This is a genomic window from Paraburkholderia oxyphila NBRC 105797, assembly GCF_000685075.1.
Lineage (GTDB): Bacteria > Pseudomonadota > Gammaproteobacteria > Burkholderiales > Burkholderiaceae > Paraburkholderia > Paraburkholderia oxyphila.
Genome location: NZ_BAYD01000016.1, coordinates 23,278 through 40,297, shown reverse-complemented (window position 1 = coordinate 40,297; position 17,020 = coordinate 23,278). Strand labels below are relative to the sequence as shown.

Below are 17,020 nucleotides of genomic sequence, written 5' to 3'. Positions count from 1 at the left end.
CGCATTGGACCGGTTGAAACCAGCGCCTGCTGCCGGGTGCATGCGGCCTCTATGATCTCGGCCTAGGGGCTCGGAACAAAATTGTGCAGAAAGCGGGAACAAACTTGTGCAAACCAACGACAACCGCCCTCGTCCGCGGATTGCTCAGCTTATTTAACATAATAAAAGTCATCGAAGTTTGCTCTGTAATCCTAAGTGTATTTATCCGCGGAAAACACAGCAGCTCCGCGATTCGCGCCGTCGAGGATCGTGCCTGCCGGACGGATCAACGCCAGTTCATCCGGTGCCCCTGGGTGGTTTCATCATGGCGGCGATCATCCTCTTCATGGGCGTAGCGACTCGTCGTATTGATGGAGTCGTGCCCCAGGTTGTCGCGCACCGTGCGCAGGTCGAGGTCGTTGTCCAGCATGTGCGAGGCGGCGGTGTGCCGGAGCCAGTGCGCGGACGCCTGCCGGATGTGGTCCGCATGCTCGACAGACTCGCCGCCCCTGGCCTCGGTCCAGTCGGCCGCTTTCGCGAAGACCGTCTTGATCGCGTTATGCACGGTCTTCCGGTCAACGCCTTCGCCTGACGCGTTGCCCTTGCGTCGACGGAACGGCAGGAGCAGGGGCGTGACTTCACTGCGCTTCGGCAGCGGCTCGAGGCCATGGGCACGCCGATAGCGCACCAGTTCGGCCAGCAGTTCCTCCGAAACCGGAATGCGCCGATACTTCAGCCCCTTGCCGACGACCTCCAGCCACCAGCGTGGCGTGCCGTCTGCTCCCAGCTCGCGCAGGAAGTTCGCCATCGTTCCCGCGGCCACTTCAGAGAGCCGCATGCCCATCAGATAGAAGAGGGTAATGAGCCACCGTGCGCGCGCTTTTTCGCGGCATTGCGAAGGCTCTTCCTCTGGCATGGCCGCGATGTAGTCCTTGACGTGCTGCCACATCACGGCCGGCAGATACCGGCTCACGCGGTCCGCCGGCCGCCGTCGCCGCTGGCGCAGCAGGCTGAGGGGATTGCCGCGCAGGTAGCCGGCGTCGACGAGCCAGCTGAACAGGCTGTCGAGAATGATGACAGCCTGCCTGATGCTGCCCGGCTCGAGCCGGCCCGCGAACGGTCGCCAGCGCGGATCGTCCGTCGAATAGCGGGCGCCGTTTTCGGTGATCCACGTCGAGCCGGGCTGGGGATCGGCCAGGAATTGCCGGTAGCGCGTCAGGTCTTCATGCGTGAGCGACGAGACGGGCTTGAGCTCGTCGATTACGGTCCAGATCGGGTTGCCTGGCTCGGGGTTCGCGAGGAACGCCCGGAACAGCCTCAGGTCGTCCTGGGTGATCGCGCCCGGTCCCTTGAGGGTATCCGCCAGGGCCCAGAGCAGCAGACGATCCGCTTCCTTGCGGTAGTTCGCGTGCGTCGCGGGACTGTCCCGATAGTTCGCCAGCCACAGGACGATCGCTTCGAGGTCCGTTTCGGCGCGGACCTGGCGGCGGTCCGGATCACCGAGGTTCGAGCCGAATCCGCCCACCTGGCTCGCGCGCAGCTGGATCGCCGCAGTGTATCGGGTGGGCAAGCCGGGTTCCGTCGTCATCGACCATCCTGATCAGGTTTGCGGTTCATTCTGGCAGCCGTGTCGGGCTGCCGTACCTGCGCACATTCTGCCAGACCGGGGCATCGTGTCAATTCCCCATAATAGGCATAATGTGAATTATCGTAGACATATCGTTAAATTACTGACGTATTACGGTGTATATTTAACGAAACGCTGGGCCACGGCGATGGCCTGTGCCAGACCGGCACCGGGACGGGATCGCCCGATGCCCGGGACTGACCGCGCGCCGGACAACGCCGCGCTCGGCCTGCGACCCGACACGCGAGGCCCTCCTTGCCGGCTCAGCGTCAGCTGCGTATCGTCGATTGCATGATGGACTGCGACAAGCCTGTGGTCCGGCGGCCGTGCTGCCTGACGCGGTCCAGTTGCAGGCACCCGCTCTGCGCCGGTGCCGCCACGTTATGATCGTGTGCCGGGCGTGACGTCGCCCGGGCGCTGTGGCGCAAGGAGGCATGCGGTGGGATTTTCGTCCCGAACGTTTCTCGTTGCTCCTGACGATACCCTCTGGCGGCTGTCAGCCAGCAAGTTCGACCGGATGCTCCGCGATCCGGCAAGTCACCGTCTGCCCGCTTTTGCAGGGCAACGGGCGCGAATGGCCAGCGTGGTCGTCGAACTTGTGGCCGGCGAGCCGGTGCGCGTCGTTCGAACCACGTACGCTGTGCTCGCGTTCGATGCCGAAGGTCGACTCGACCCCGGCCGATTCGAAAAGCAGCAATTTGCCCTCGTGGAGTCGGTCGTTGCGCCCGTCCAGGCTTCATCGGCCGATGAGGGCAACCAGCCTGTCGTCGACGCGACAGCGCGATTCATCGCGCAAGGGGGGCGGTGGATTCCGGCGCCCCACCTGGCGCGCGCGATCGATGAGGCCGCATTGGGGCAACGCCCGTACGCACGCCTGTAGCCAATCGCGCAACAGCGGTTCCGCAGCAGCGACACCGCGACGCAAGGCTCATCGCCCGGGTCAGCGATATCCAGCCGGAACGGCCATCCTGCCATGCTCACCGGCATTCGCCCGGCGCAGCCATGGCTGCTGCAGGGCTCCCGGCCATCAGTCATGGCAACATGCCTCTGGCTTGTACGGTGCCGAAACCTGTTCAGGCGGGTTTAAGCAACGTCCTTCCCGTCAGCGGCAGGCCTGGTGCCGCCCGGTGGAACCGCCCGGGTCGCCTTTCTTTCCCTTCGCTCGCTGCGCCGCCCTTCCGCATGCTTCACGGCCTCTTCCAGAGATTGCACGTGTTCCGGCGTAGTCCGGCCAAAGCGCTTGTGGTAGCAATGTGCAATAAATTCCGCGAGGGGCCGCTTCCACGGTTCCTGCTGCCCGTTAGCCAGCGAGCCGAATTTTCGGGGATTCATTCCCAGTTCGCGGGCCATCTGGATATGTGCATGGCTCAACCTGAAACGCTGCCGCGCTTCGAACCAGGGCTGAAACTTCGACGGTATCCGCATCAGTGTTCGCCCTGGTGCCAACGCGCCGCAGTCAATCGCTCCACCGCCGCGTAGTAAGCCGCCTGTGAAGCTTCAGCGTTGTCGTTCCGATCCGTCTTCAGAATATCGAACAGATGCTCTGCGAGGACCGAGCTGATGGCGTGGATCGCATCGTGTCGCGACAGTCCCTCGTTCCTGAGGCGATGCATCGCCCGGACCACGGGCTCAAGGTTCAGGGCGATCTGGTTTTCGACGATCACGTGTAACGCGGCGTGTGCCGTGACGCTGGGAAGTTTGATCCGGGCGACGCGGTGATACGTCTCGACGAGCGCAATGCGCTCCTGTTCATCGAGTTCGAGCCATGATCCAGGTGTGGGCGCGCAATCGGGCGTGTACTTTTCCATGATGCAAGTTTTGTCCTGACTTCTGCCTGTCGTAAAACTGCCGTCGGTCGCGGCGTTGCGCTTCAGTTCAGTCGCTGGCGGCAGACGGGAGACGAGCTGTCTACGTGCTCGAGCGCCAGCGAAAGCTTTCGAGCCGGCTAACAGCGCCGTCGTCGGCGAGAACAGGATCGACGCGGGCGACCCGCCAGATTTCCGCCAGCGCTTCCCCCAGCCGCTGGATCGGCAAGGCGGATTTCCAGCCAAAGGCGCCCCCGCCGGAAGCGCGCAGCGAAGACCCACTTGTGGTCAGGCTGACGAGATTAATCCATTTGACCGTGCTTCTCAATTTCCCGCCATGCTCCTTTCAATTCGGCATCCGGGGCGCCGGCCGCTCAGTGCCGCCGACTGAACAATCGCAGCAACTCATCGCGTAACCCGGAAATGTCGAGGACATGCTGCGCGCGGGTCACGGCCACGTAGAGCAGGCGGAGCTCATCCTCGTGGGGCATCGGGCTGCCATCGGCACCCCACAGGCGAAAATCGCTCATAACCTTGACTCGCTTCCATTCGAGGCCCTTGGCGCGGTGGACGGTCGAGATCACATAGTCGGCGGCGCCTTCCCCCGCCGAGCGCTGCGCCAGGGCCCGCAGATAGTCCGTACCGAGCTCGTCGACGATGCGCACCACCGACAGCAGGTCCTGACCCAATTCGCTGCGCGCAAACGCCTGTGCCTCGCTCCAGGTCCCGAAAAGGGAAAACGCCGCCGGGCGAAACGCCCGCCGGCCGGCCAGCAGCCGGTCTGCGCCGTCAGCGTAGGCAAGGATCTCGGCCGGACTCATCCGGATCGCCGGTCGAGGTCCCGCCTCGAGTCCTGCGGCGAACTGCCAGATCGCCGTGACGTTCTTCCGGCACAGGATCGCGTCGACCGGCGGCGTGATCGCGGGATCTTCCACCATGATCGAGCCGATGGCGTCCTGTCCGCGGATGGGCGTGCGCTCACCGGGCAGCGTGAGCAGGCGGCTCGCGAGCGCCGCGAACGTGGTGCCAAAGCGGAACGACTCCGTAAGCGCGCATTCGGGCGCGTCGATCTGCGCCATCGTATTGACCGCTCCCCGCCACTCGTACACCTGCTGGTAAGTGTCGCCCACATGGATGATCTGCGCGTGGCGCTGTCGACCGAGGATCGCAAGCATGACGCCGTCGCCGTCCTGCGCCTCATCGAAGAGGAGGTAATCGGCTTCGATGCGTGCAACGATATGGGCTCACAAACATCGTGTCCAGTTGTGTTAGCGGGTCTTAGACTTGGAAGCCTCCTTCAGAAAAACAATCGACGATTGGCGCCGCGACGCCCGGGCAGACAGCTCTTTGTGTGGCGACTGATGATCGGTAAATCGAATAGACACGCATTGGCGCGTCGGGGCACGGACGACCCTCGCCCCCCGGCGTGCTCACCACGTGTCGACAAAAGGCATGACGCGCTTGCCCGTCTTTGCCGACGCGAGCCCGCGCACGAGCCACGCACGGGTCTCGACCGGATCGACGACCGCATCGATCTCAAGCGCCATCGCCATGTTTACCGCCGCGCCGCGCTCGTACTGCCGCGCCAGCAGTTGGTCGAACAGTGCATCGCGCTCGGGGCCGGCCGGAAGTGCGTCGAGTTCCTTGCGAAAGCCAAGCCGCACCGCGCCTTCGAGGCCCATCCCACCGAACTCGCCGGTCGGCCAGCTGATCGTGAACACCGGCGCGTGAAAGCCGCCCGCCGTCATCCCCATCGCTCCAAGCCCGTAGCCTTTGCGCAGCACGACGGAAAAACATGGCACGCGCAGATGCGACGCGATCACGAACAGCCGGCTCACGTGCCGGACCTGCGCGGTCGCCTCGACGTCGGGGCCGACCATGAAGCCCGGCGTATCGACTAGGCTCACGATCGGCAGCCCGTGTGCGTTGCACAGTTGCATGAAGCGCGCGGCCTTGTCCGCCGCGTCCGCGTCGATCGCACCGCCCAGATGCAGTGGATTGTTCGCGATCAGCCCGACCGGCCGGCCCTCGATCCGGGCGAGCGCGGTGTGGATCCCGGTGCCAAAGCCGGTGCGCAGCATCAGCAGGCTATCCTCGTCGACGAGACCGGTTATAGCCGCGCGAGTATCGTACACACGCAGTCGGTTCTCTGGCACGACATGGCGCAGCGTGCGTTGATCTGGCGCGCGCCAGTCCGTCGTCGCGCCCTGGAAGAACCCGAGGTAGCGGCGTGCGGCGGCAACCGCTTCGTGCTCGTCGTCGACGAGCACGTCGATCACGCCGTTCGCATGCTGGACCTGGCTCGGCCCGATCTGCTCGGGTGTAAACACGCCGAGGCCACCGCCCTCGATCATCGCGGGCCCGCTCATCCCGATATTGCTGTTGCGCGTCGCGATGATCACGTCGCTGCAGCCGAGCAGCGCCGCGTTCCCCGCGAAGCAGCGGCCTGACGTGATCCCGACGACCGGGACCTGGCCCGACAGCGCCGCGTAGCTCGCGAACGTGCCGAAGTAGAGCCCCGCGACCATCGGCGAATCGACGTCGCCGGGTCTGCCGCCGCCGCCTTCGGCGAACAGCACGACCGGCAGCTTCTGCTGCAACGAAAGCTCGAGCATCCGGTCGGTCTTCGCATGGTTGTAATAGCCCTGCGTGCCGGCCAGAACAGTCGCGTCGTACGACATCACAGTCGTGCGTGCGCGCTCGGCGCCAAACAGCGCGCCGTTCACAGTACCGATCCCGGTGACAATCCCGTCGGCAGGCGTGTTCGCGGTCAGATCGTCGAGCGTGCGGCGACTGCGTTGCGCGGCGACCGCGAGCGCGCCGTATTCGATGAAGCTACCGTCATCGCACAGATCGGCGATGTTCTCGCGCGCGGTGCGCCCGCCACGCGCGTGGCGTTTCTCGACCGCGTCCGGACGCGCGGCGTCGAGCGTCCGCGCGTGTCGGTCGATTACCTTCTGCAGATCGGCGCGGATCCGGTCCGGATCATGCACGACCTCGTCGCCAATCGCGTCGACGCCGTCGACGTCGACCGGCTCGAGCACGAGCACCGCCTGCCCCTGCGTGAGATAGCTGCCCGGCGCGGCGAGAATCGACGTCACGCGGCCCGCGTGCGGCGCGCGCAGCAGAAGCTCCATCTTCATCGATTCGAGCACGCCGAGCTCGGCGTCCGCAGCGACGACATCGCCCTCGGACACCGACAATTGCACGACGCGCGCGGGCATCGACGCGAGCACCGCATGCTCGGGCGCGGCTGGATGCCCCTCCGAAGCGGCGGCGACCGGCGTGCGGTCGCACTCAACCGAACGGTCCTCATAGGCGCGTGCTGAATCGACCAGCACCGGCAGCGCGGCCTCGAGCCAGCGCGTATGGACGTTCTGGCTCCCCATCGCCGGATCCGCCGCGAGTGCGCGCAGCAACGGCAGGTTCGTCGCGACACCCGCGATCCGGAATTCGGCAAGTGCACGCTGCGAACGGCGAAGCGCATCGTCGAACGACACGCCCCGCGTATGGACCACGAGCTTCGCGAGCAGCGTGTCGTAATGCGGAGACGGCTCGCCACCGGCTACGCCGTGCGTATCGACGCGGATGCCCGGCCCGGCCGGCAGATCGAAGCGCGTCAGCGTGCCGCTTCCCGGTCGCGCGTTGCCGTGCGCGTCGAGCGTCTCCGCGTTGATCCGCCACTGGATCGCGAAGCCGTGCGGCGCGGGCGGCCTATCCGCGTCGAGACCAAGATCGGACAGCCGGCCGCCTGCAGCGATTGCGATCTGCGTCTGCACGAGATCGATGCCCGTCACTTCCTCAGTGATCGTGTGCTCGACCTGCAGACGCGGATTCGCCTCGATGAACACGTACGGCAGATCGGCCGACGCCTGATCGACGAGAAACTCGAACGTGCCGAGCCCTTCGTAGCGGACGTCGCGCGCCATCCTGAGCGCGTCGGCGACGATCCGCTGCCGCAGCACGTCAGAAAGCGACGGGCTCGGCGCGATCTCGACGAGCTTCTGGAAGCGCCGCTGCAGCGTGCATTCGCGCTCGCCGAGCGACAGCACCGCGTCGCCGTCGCCGACGATCTGGATCTCGATGTGGCGCGCACCCGTCATCAGCCGCTCGACGTAGACACCATCGACGCCGAACGCCGCCTTCGCCTCGCTGCGGCAGCGCTCGTAGGCGGTTGGCAGGTCTTCGACGGACATCACCGCACGCATCCCGCGCCCGCCGCCGCCGCCGATCGCCTTGATCATCACGCCGGCGCCGTATTGCGCAGTGAAGAATGCCAGTGCCTCGTCGAGCGTGACGGCTTGCTGGCTGCCGGGCGTCACCGGCACGTCGCAGCGTTGCGCGAGCGCGCGCGAGCGCGCTTTGTCGCCGAACAGCGCGAGCTGCTCGACCGTCGGTCCGATGAAACGCAGGCCGGCCGTCGCACACGCGGACGCAAAATCGGCGCGTTCGCTCAGGAAGCCGTAGCCGGGATGCACAGCGTCGCAACCGTGCTCGCGCGCGATCGCGATCAGCCGCACGCCGTCGAGATACGCAGCGGCCCCGGTGCCGCCGAGCGCGACCGCCGCATCGGCGGCGCGTACATGCGGCGCATGGGCATCGTCGTCGGCGTGGATGGCGACGCTCGCGACTCCCAGTTCTCGCAGCGCGCGCACGATGCGCAATGCGACCTCACCGCGGTTCGCGACGAGGACTTTCTTGAATAGAGCTAGAGTCATGGTAACGAAGTGAATGGTGCGGAAATGGTCAAAGGAGATTCTTCAGCATGCGCCGCAGCACCTTGCCCGCGCCGGTCGCGGGCAACGCCTCGATGAAGCGCACGTCGCGCGGCACCTTGTAGGCCGCCATGTTCTCGCGCGCCCACGCGACGAGCGCGGCGGACGTCAGATCGACGCCCGGCTTCCTGACGATGAACGCGCACACGACCTCGCCCTTCTCCGGGTCCGGCTTCGCGATCACCGCGGCCTGCGCGATCGCCGGATGCTTGATCAGAATGGCCTCGACCTCTTCGGGAAACACGCTGTAGCCCGACACCTTGATCATTTCCTTGAAGCGACCGAGGAAAGTCAGATAGCCGTCGGCGTCGAGTTTGCCCATGTCGCCGGTGTAGACCCAGCCGTGGCGCAGCGTCGCGGCGGTCGCTTCGGGCTTGTTCAGGTAACCCTGGAAGTTGCCAGGCCCGTGGATCGTAATCTCACCGATTTCACCGGCCGGCAGCGGCTCGCCGGTCACGGGATCGACGATGCGGATCAGGTTGCCGGGCACCGGCTTGCCGTGCGTGCCCCAGCGGATCGCGCCGGGTGGCATCGTAGTATCGGACGTGTGCGTTTCGCTCAGGCCGTATGCCGCTTCTGCGGAGATGCAGTTCGGCGTGAATTCGCGCCACTGGTCCGCCAGTGCCTCGGTGTACATGATGCCGAAGCTTGTGACCGGATTGCGGCGCAGCGCGCTCCATTCGCGCTCGCGCACGTCGGGCAGTTGCATCAGTGCGACATTCATCGGCGCGATGCTGTACCAAAACGTGACGCGATAGCGTTCGAGCGCAGCCGCGGTGGCCACTGGATCGAAGCGGTACAACAGCACTGACGTCGCGCCGTTGTAGACCGGCGCGCAGACGCCGCTGCTCATCCCCGCGATGTGATAAAGCGGCGCGACCGCGAGCAACACGTCGTTGGGTCCGAGCTCGTTGGTCCGCGCGTAAGCCGAAACCTTGAACAGCACGTTGCCGTGCGTCAGCATCGCGCCCTTCGGTAGTCCGGTGGAGCCGGACGTGTAGGTCATCAGCGCGAGATCATCCATCCTGACGTCGACCGGCGACGGACGTTCACCCGAGCGCGCAACTTCAAGAAAATCCTCGCAGCCGGCCGGCACCGGCGCCGACTGCGCGCGCATGTCGAGCAGCTCGGCGAGTACCGGAATTTCTGGCGCGTCTGGCAACAGATCGCCGTAGCGAATCACGAACACGTGCTTCAGCTGCGTCTGGGCGCGAACCTTGTCGACGATGGGCAGCAGCACGTCGGCCGCGACGATCACGCGCGCCTGCAGGTCGCCGAGCTGATACGCGAGTTCGTGCTCCTTGTTCAGCGGCCCGCACGGGCAGACGACCGCGCCGATCTTCTGGATTCCGAAATGTGCGATCAGATACTGCGGGCAGTTGTTCATGAACAGCGCGACCGGCTCGCCCTTCGCGACGCCGAGCGCCTGCAGTCGGGCGGCGAACGCGTCGCTCGCGGCATCGAGCTCTGCCCACGTGATCCTTCGTCCGTACCAGATCAGCGCCGCGCGGGACGGCATCGTGCGCGCGTGAACGCGCAGGGTCTCATGTAACGGCAAGGCTTGCTGGGGGGCATCGGCCATGGACGTGTCTCCTGTGTGTCATGATTCGCCGGTGCGAGCACCGCGATAGGCGCGGTTTCGTGCCGGGCTGCAATAATCCTTGCAGTGTCTGCCTATGATATACCAATCAGTATTATTTTTGCTACCAATGGGTATGAAACAATTGTCGACCTTCCCCGCGAAGTCGGGACGCCAGCGCGTAGCCACGCATGGCACGGATGAGAAGCGCGAGCGTATCCTCGATGCTGCGGAGCAGCTGTTCGCCGCGCAGGGCTATGCGAACACAACCGTCGAGCAGATCGTCCAGGCTCTCGGCGTGACCAAGCCGTTCGTCTATTACTACTTCAGCAGCAAGCAGGAGATATTCGAAACGCTGTCGTGGCGGCCGACCGTCGCGTGCTTTACCGCGATGGATTTCCCCGACGAAGATTCGCGTCCCGCGCACCAGAAGGTAATTGCGGGCATCGAGCAATTGATCCGCGCGACGATCGAGCACTACCCGAGCTCGTTCTTCCCCGCGCGCGAGCCGCAGGCGTTCCGCCCTGAATATCGGGAGCAGCAGCGGCAGCTCGCCGATCACTTTTACGAGCGCTTGTGCGCGCTGCTCGAAGCAGGCCGCGACGACGGCTGGTTCGATTTCGACGAAACGCGCGTGACTGCGCACGCCGCGTGCAGCGTGCCCGGCTTCCTGTACGCTTGGTACAAGCCCGACGGTAAGCTCGACGTCGACAAGATCGTGCCGGAACTCGTCAGGATCGCGTGCCGCGCGCTAGGGCTGCGGAGCACGCGGCGCAAGCGTACGGCCTAGGGGTAATCGGGGCTCTGTTTACATTTTCTGAAATGTGTTTACATCTCGTCTTTTGCGTAAGCGGTACAGGATGATTCGAACGCTGCTGAGTGACGACATATGGAAGAAAGTCGACGCGATCCTGCCGGGCAAGGAAGGCGATCGTGGTCGAACGGCTACGGACAATCGCTGGTTCCTAGAAGCGGTGCTATGGATAGGCCGCACCGGTAGCCCCTGGCGCGATCTACCGGCCGAATTTGGTCGCTGGCACACCGTGTATACGCGCTTTTCCCGATGGCGACGCAAAGGCGTCTGGCAGCGCGTTGCTCTCGCGATGGCAGGCGAGACGGAGGTCGACCATATCCTGATCGACTCGACGATTGTGCGAGCACACCTGCATTCGGCCGGTGCATCAAAAAAAGCGGCCCGCAAGCGCTCGGACGGTCCCGAGGTGACCTGAGTACCAAGCTGCATCTGGCCGTGAATGCGGCAGGCAGGCCGAAGTGACCGGTCGTGACCGAAGGACAAATCCACGACATCTCGTGCGCGAAGGAGCTTGTCGAGCATCTGCGTGCCAAGGCCGTCATTGCCGGCAAGGGCTACGATTCCGATGCCTTTGTACAGGCGGTTCGCTCCACCGACTCCAAAGTTGTCATTCCGCCGCGCTCTAACCGCAAGTCGAAACGCCGCTACAGCCGGATGCCGTACCGCACACGTAATGTGATCGAGCACTTCTTCAACCGTATCAAGCATTTTCGTCGAGTCTCCACTCGTTACGACAAGCTCGCGGACAGCTACCTGGTGTTCGCGTCCCCTGCCTGTGCGTTTGGCCCATTCGGGAAAATGTGAACAGAGCCTAGTCAAAAACATGGTCCTATGCCTACCTGTTAGTTTAAGCGGGAGACCGTGTCCGGAGATTCAGGGGGCCGCTGAACCGCCACGCGGTATTCCCCGATCACCGATGCGGCCTGGTCTTTCTCCTCGAAAGCGCTTTGAAGACGTACGGTTACCGACCGGAATTCTCCCGCTCACTTCGGTTATCACGAGTGTAGTCTATGGCAGTACTGAGGCAGTGATCATTCACTACATGGGGCGCCATCCTCGCGGCACTTCGGCCAAAGGCGGGTTAGAGGAAGGGAAACCGGCGTCTTACCAAGGCTCGGGCGAAGGCCCCCGGCTAAAACGACGTGCCCATAGCGTGGCGCGTGTGTGGAAAATGCCATGCGCAGCGCAATAGCGCTTCGACGACCCAGTCCGTTCAGATTCAGGGGGCCACAAGAACGCCGTCCTGCGAAAACGTAACAAGCTTTCCACCCGCGCCGACGAGCGCCGCAGTCAGGGGCGCCCGATCGTCCCTCTGAGAAACCTGGAACACCATGTCGTTCATACGCCGCTTCAACACAAAGCCGTCAAGCCCGACACCAATCAGTCCGCTGCCGTTTGCGACCAGATCGGTGATAGAGCTTTTCGTCCCCGTGTCGAGCGCTATCCACGTCCTTCCTCCATCGTCGCTCTGGAACAGACTGCCCAAAAGCCCCCCCACGACGACGCGGCCATTGGGCATCGCTACGCCGGACCACAGCGTTCCCTTGCCGCCGGTTGCGAGCCAGCTCCAGTTCGCGCCGCTATCGGTCGACTTCAGCACCCTTCCCTGCTCTGAATCAATATAAAGCGTCCCCTTTGGATCAGCGAAAAGATGGTACAGATTACGGTCCGCCCTGCTAGCGCCCGGCGGTTTCGGCACGGTCACCTTTGCCCACGTCTTGCCGCCGTCGTGCGTCGCGAGCATCAGCGACCACAGCCCCACGGCTATCCCGTCCTTCCCGCTCGTGAAGAGCACCGAGAACAGCGGTTGGTCCACCGAGATGTCCATACGCTGCTTCTGCCATGTCTCCCCGCCATCGACCGTCGCGAGGATCACGCCCCACTGGCCCACCGCCCAGCCGTGTTGCCCGTCGGTGAACGTGACGGCCGAAAGGGTGGCCGAGACCGGCACCCGGCGGGCCTGGCGCCAGGTACGTCCGTCGTCGTCCGAAAGAACGACGACGCCGTGTTCCCCCACCGCGACGAGACGGGAGCCCGCTCGCGTCGCGTCCAGCAGCATCATGTGGGCCGGGTCAGCCCACGTGTGCGCAGGCATCGCCGCCCAATCCGCGACGGTACCCGGCGGTTGTGCTGAAACCGCAGCACTTGCGCACAACGCGGCGCAGGCAAGAAGCGTCTTTATCATGATTGCATCTCCCTCGATCAGTGGGTGAAGAGCCCCGGCGCCCTCGCCGGCCGACGGCGCGGAAACCAGCGCTCAAGTACCGAGGCCAGCGCGGGCAACGCCGTCATCGCCATCAGCAGGTTCACGAGGAACATGAATGCCAGCAGCTTGCCCATGTCTGCCTGGAATTTCAGCGCGGAGAAACTCCATGTCGCCACGCCGATGGCCAGCGTAATCGCCGTGAAGATCGTCGCCACGCCCACTTCGAGCATGGCGAGCCGAACCGCGGTCACGATGGTCTGGCCACTCGCCAGGTGCACCTGCAACCGGTTGTAGATGTAGAACGCGTAATCCACCCCGATCCCCACAGCCAGCACCATCACCGGCAGCGTGGCGACGGTCAGACCGATCTGCAGTTCCTTCATGAACCAGTAGCCGATGAAGGTCGCCACCGTCAACGGCAAGCAGCACGCCAGCATCGCGCGCCAATCGCGGTAGGCAAGGAACACCAGCACCAGGATTGCGGCATAGACGTAGAGCATCATCGGCAGCTCCCACGCCGCCACCTCCTCGTTCGTGGCAGCAAGCACACCAGCATTGCCCGCCGCGAGGCGCACGGTAATCCCAGGAAACTGATGCGATGCTCGGTAATCCTTTACGTCGCTCAGTATCTGGCTGATCGTCGTGGCCTTGTGATCCGTCAGGAACAGATGCACCGCCGTCATGCTGCAATCGCCCTTCATGAAGCCCTTCACCCGTCCCACGTCCACCGACACCGCCGCGTAATTCTCTGGGTCGATCGGCACGACGTTCATCTTCGGGTAGTCCTCGTTGTATCCCTGGTTATAGCGGCGCAGCATTGCCGAATAGGACTGCACTGAGACCACGCCCGGCTCCGTGCGCATCGCACTCGCGAAGTCGTCCTCGTAAAGGCCGACAGCTGGGTTATCACAGGCCTTGCCAGCCGACTCGATTGCGACAGTGAGCCAGTCGAGACCGATGTCGTAGTTCGAGGCAATCGATGTGGCGTCGCGGTTGAAACGCGCATCCGCGCGGAGTTCCGGCGCGCCGGGCTGCAGTGTGCCAATCACCCGGTCGCGGCTTTGCCAGGCCGCGAGCGCGAAGATCACCAGGGTCAGCGCAACCGCGAGCCCCGCATATTTCGGCTCGGCGACCCTCGCCAGACCACGCAGCCATCCCGAGCGCGTTTCGCTGCGCTTCAGTGCGCTACGTGCATAGGCCTTGGTGAAGTTGAAGCAAGAGGCCGCAACGGGCAAGAGGATCAGGTTCGTCACGATCTTGTAACCGACTCCCAGCGACGCCGTGATGGCCAGCTCGCGCACCATCGGAATCGGGACCAGAAGCAACGTGATGAACGACACGAACGCCGTCACCAGCGCCAGCACGCCTGGAATCAGCAGGCCACTAAAGCTATGGCGGGCCGCGACGAACGAGCTGTTTCCATGCGCGATCTCGCGGACGATGAAGTTGACCTGCTGCACGCCGTGCGAGACACCAATCGCGAACACGAGGAATGGCACCAGCACCGCGAGCGGGTCCAGACCGAAGCCAAGCAGCTTCAGCGTGCCGAACTGCCAGACGAGCGACGTGAGCGAGCACGAAATCAGCAGCACCGTGAAGCGCACCGAATGGCAGTACCAGTAGACCGCGAGCGCCGTGAGCAGCAGTGCAATGCCGCAGAAGCCGAGCACGGCGGTCGCGCCATCGGCGATATCGCCAATCTGCTTGGCAAAGCCGATGATCTGGATTTCATAGCCCGCATCCTCGAACGGCTTGCGGATCTGCGCTTCGAGCAGATGGTTGAACGCCACGTAATCGAGCACCTTGCCGTTACGGTCGCGCTCGTTGAGCTCGGCCGTAATCATGGCGCTGTCTTCGTTATGCGAAACAAGCGTGCCGATATAGCCGCCCAGCGTGGTCGCGCGGCGGACCTTCGCGACAATGTCGGGGGTGAGCTGGTCGGGGGTGATCGTGCCGGAGATGATCGGCTCGGCGCGAAAGCCCTCGTCGGTAATCTCGTTGACGTAGGCGTTCGGCGTCCACAGCGACTGCACGCCGATGCGGTCCACGTTCGGCAGATACGTGACCGCCCGGGTCACCTTGTACAGCCGCGTGAGCCCCTCCTTCGTCCAGATCGAGCCCTTGCGGGCGCGCACCACCACGGTGATCCGGTTCGCGCCGAGCAGGTCGGAACGGTACTTCTGGAAGGTCCGGATGTATTCGTGGCCGATCGGCATCTGCTTTTCGAAGCCCGCATCCATGCGCAACTGCACGGCGAAAAAGGCCATGACTGCGGTGAACAGCCCGATGCTCACGAGCACCGCAGCACGGTGGCTGAAGAAGAACCTTTCCAGCGCTTTGACCAGGCGATTTAACACGGCGTTATTCCTTCAGGTGATTCAATGGCGTACGACATGACATCGTCAGAAATTGCGGGTGACGAACATCCCGACAAAGTTGCGGTCCGCGTAGGGGTTGCCTACGGTGTTGTGCCCGCCCCAGAACAGCGTGTAGTTGATGCCCGCCTGCCAGACGGTCGGGTTCTGGTTGAACAGCACATAGAGGTTCAGCGACTTCGTGCCCTGCAGGTAGTTCGCCGTGAGCGTCGGCGTATAGCCGTAGAGACCATCGGCGAACGTCACGCCGGGCGTCACCTGCCAGCCATGGATGAGCGTGCCGTCGTAGGTCCAGTTGAAGTCGATAGTCGCGCCCACGGAGCTCGAGGTGCCCTGCGCCATGCCGATCGGGTAGCCGAGACCCGAGTTGTTGTTCAACCACGGCAGGTAGCCGGCCTGTGGCACCTGCGTGACGAGCTGACCGTCGACCGAGCGCGTAACCCCGTTCGAACTCAGTCCCGGGTAGTAGATCCAGGTGAGCTCCCAGGTCAGCGTCGCCTCGTCCGCTCCGATCAGTTTGAGAAACGGATACTCGCTGCGCGTCAGTGCCAGAATCCCATTAATGTCGTACTGGAGCTTCTTCTCGTCGGCCCACTGCTGGCAATTCACCCCGGCCACGCCGTTGGTGTTCAGATCGAGCGGGCCGCCGGCGCCATAGCAGCTCGATAGCGCCACGGCATCGTGCGGCCGGTACGAGAGCTCGGTGCCGATCGCCCAGTCGCCAATGCCAAAATTCGCGCTGGCACCAAAGAGCTGGCGATTCTGCAGATACGAATAGTCCAGCGTCCCGTTGGCGAGCGACGAGAGCACCGGCGACTTGTCGGTGTAGTTCTCGTAATAGACCGCGAAATTCGCATCGAAGGAGCGCGGCGAATAGTTGAACTTCACGCCGAACTGCGGATGGTACTTTGACGGCGCCTGCCAGTTGACGGGCAGGCCGATATCGTTCCAGGGCGGTCCGGCAAACGCACCGTTGACAAGGCCGGAATTGATGCCGTTGAGCACGTTCTGGTTGCCGCTGCTGGCCCCTGCGATGGTGCCGGCACTCGGGCCGGCCACGTTGAGGTTGGTCGTGCTCACCGTATATGGGTCCGTTCCGCGGCCCAGGCTGTTCGAAGTGGACCAGTACGAGCCCACTGGTGGATAGCGGTTTCCGTTCCACTGGAACTGATAGTAATCCTCAGTACTGAAGCCATGAGAAAGATCGGCAGCGAAGCTGATCATCGGCGCGGGCAGCAGCGCCTGTTTCAGCTGAGAGCCGGGGATCAGCAGCTTCTGCACGTCGAGCGAGTTGGTGGCGTTGATGCCGCCCTGCGCGAACACGCTCTCGCCCCAGTTGATCACCTGGTTGCCGAGACGCACGTGCGCGTTCTGTCCGTTGATCGTAAAGTCCTTCTCGCCCCACAGGTCGAGCAACTGCGCGTTGTAGACGACCTGCGCCGCGGCGGTGCTCGAGAGCGGCGTGCGGTTCGTGTCGCCGGCGAGGAAGTCGTACATGCCGGTGCCGCGGATCATGAACTTCAGCCCTTCACTCGGCATCTTGAAGAGCAACTCGCTGGTCGCGCTGATGTAGGTGCTGAAGGGCTGCCCCTTACGGTAGTTCAGGTCGCCGTCGTCGGCGGCGCCCCACTGATTGACGTTGGCGGCTGCGCCGCAACCGAATACGTTCGGGTCGCCCGTAAGTGAGCAACTCGGGTTTTTGGTCCGGATGCCCGCGCCCCCCGTGAGGTTGGTCACCCATGAGCCCGTGAGGTCGCCCAGCCCCGTCGTGAACTCGTATGCGTGGGCGCTCGGGCTCGCCGCCGCGCCAACCATCGCCAGTGAAACAGTAGCAGTCCTTCCTATTGCTTTCGCTTTCAT

The 17,020-nt window shown here is 64.0% G+C and carries 11 protein-coding genes and 1 pseudogene; 3 read left to right on the top strand and 9 right to left on the bottom strand.

The genetic code is table 11. The features are described from left to right. Positions 1 to 265: 265 nt before the first annotated feature. A complete protein-coding gene (locus BO1_RS50930) occupies positions 266 to 1,567 on the bottom strand; it encodes a tyrosine-type recombinase/integrase (RefSeq protein ID WP_052409453.1) in 1,302 nt (433 codons plus the stop codon). 478 nt (positions 1,568 to 2,045) lie between these two features. Between BO1_RS50930 and BO1_RS13600 the strand changes: the two genes are divergently transcribed. Then, positions 2,046 to 2,486, top strand: coding sequence for a hypothetical protein (locus BO1_RS13600; RefSeq protein ID WP_028218028.1), 441 nt, complete (start codon positions 2,046 to 2,048; stop codon positions 2,484 to 2,486). A 544-nt stretch (positions 2,487 to 3,030) separates the two neighbouring features. Here BO1_RS13600 and BO1_RS13590 read toward each other — a convergent pair. From BO1_RS13590 to BO1_RS13570, 5 genes are all read right to left on the bottom strand, one after another. Further along, positions 3,031 to 3,414: a DUF1841 family protein gene (locus tag BO1_RS13590; protein WP_028218027.1), complete on the bottom strand. Its 384-nt coding sequence runs from the start codon at positions 3,412 to 3,414 to the stop codon at positions 3,031 to 3,033. 100 nt (positions 3,415 to 3,514) lie between these two features. Next, complete coding sequence (locus tag BO1_RS57415; RefSeq protein WP_322788526.1) at positions 3,515 to 3,739, bottom strand: hypothetical protein; 225 nt, start codon at positions 3,737 to 3,739, stop codon at positions 3,515 to 3,517. A gap of 46 nt (positions 3,740 to 3,785) precedes the next feature. Further along, a complete protein-coding gene (locus BO1_RS50920; protein ID WP_281179183.1) occupies positions 3,786 to 4,637 on the bottom strand; it encodes an ATP-binding domain-containing protein in 852 nt (283 codons plus the stop codon). A gap of 204 nt (positions 4,638 to 4,841) precedes the next feature. Beyond that, on the bottom strand, positions 4,842 to 8,129 hold the full coding sequence (locus BO1_RS13575; RefSeq protein WP_028218026.1) for a carboxyl transferase domain-containing protein: 3,288 nt from the start codon (positions 8,127 to 8,129) through the stop codon (positions 4,842 to 4,844). Between the two features lie 28 nt (positions 8,130 to 8,157). After that, positions 8,158 to 9,768, bottom strand: coding sequence for an AMP-binding protein (locus tag BO1_RS13570; RefSeq protein WP_028218025.1), 1,611 nt, complete (start codon positions 9,766 to 9,768; stop codon positions 8,158 to 8,160). Between the two features lie 133 nt (positions 9,769 to 9,901). Between BO1_RS13570 and BO1_RS13565 the strand changes: the two genes are divergently transcribed. Then, positions 9,902 to 10,555 (top strand): TetR/AcrR family transcriptional regulator, encoded by a 654-nt coding sequence (locus tag BO1_RS13565; protein ID WP_028218024.1) that lies wholly within the window; start codon positions 9,902 to 9,904, stop codon positions 10,553 to 10,555. A 70-nt stretch (positions 10,556 to 10,625) separates the two neighbouring features. Next, a pseudogene (locus tag BO1_RS57410) lies at positions 10,626 to 11,383 on the top strand (IS5 family transposase). A 415-nt stretch (positions 11,384 to 11,798) separates the two neighbouring features. Here the strand turns inward: BO1_RS57410 and BO1_RS13550 are convergent. From BO1_RS13550 to BO1_RS13540, 3 genes are read right to left on the bottom strand one after another with little or no spacing between them, the layout of a single operon-like run. Then, positions 11,799 to 12,764: a WD40/YVTN/BNR-like repeat-containing protein gene (locus tag BO1_RS13550; RefSeq protein WP_028218021.1), complete on the bottom strand. Its 966-nt coding sequence runs from the start codon at positions 12,762 to 12,764 to the stop codon at positions 11,799 to 11,801. Positions 12,765 to 12,781: 17 nt separating this feature from the next. Further along, entirely contained in the window at positions 12,782 to 15,142 is a 2,361-nt protein-coding gene (locus BO1_RS13545) for an efflux RND transporter permease subunit (protein ID WP_028218020.1), read from the bottom strand. 45 nt (positions 15,143 to 15,187) lie between these two features. Next, positions 15,188 to 17,020 carry a DUF1302 domain-containing protein gene (locus tag BO1_RS13540; protein WP_028218019.1) on the bottom strand — a complete coding sequence of 611 codons (1,833 nt, stop codon included), beginning with the start codon at positions 17,018 to 17,020 and terminating at the stop codon, positions 15,188 to 15,190.

Coding starts and splice junctions, on each gene's coding strand:
- BO1_RS50930 (WP_052409453.1), bottom strand. CDS start 1,567: ATGACGACGGAACCCGGCTTGCCCACCCGATACACTGCGGCGATCCAG.
- BO1_RS13590 (WP_028218027.1), bottom strand. CDS start 3,414: ATGGAAAAGTACACGCCCGATTGCGCGCCCACACCTGGATCATGGCTC.
- BO1_RS13575 (WP_028218026.1), bottom strand. CDS start 8,129: ATGACTCTAGCTCTATTCAAGAAAGTCCTCGTCGCGAACCGCGGTGAG.
- BO1_RS13570 (WP_028218025.1), bottom strand. CDS start 9,768: ATGGCCGATGCCCCCCAGCAAGCCTTGCCGTTACATGAGACCCTGCGC.
- BO1_RS13565 (WP_028218024.1), top strand. CDS start 9,902: ATGAAACAATTGTCGACCTTCCCCGCGAAGTCGGGACGCCAGCGCGTA.
- BO1_RS13550 (WP_028218021.1), bottom strand. CDS start 12,764: ATGATAAAGACGCTTCTTGCCTGCGCCGCGTTGTGCGCAAGTGCTGCG.
- BO1_RS13540 (WP_028218019.1), bottom strand. CDS start 17,020: ATGAAAGCGAAAGCAATAGGAAGGACTGCTACTGTTTCACTGGCGATG.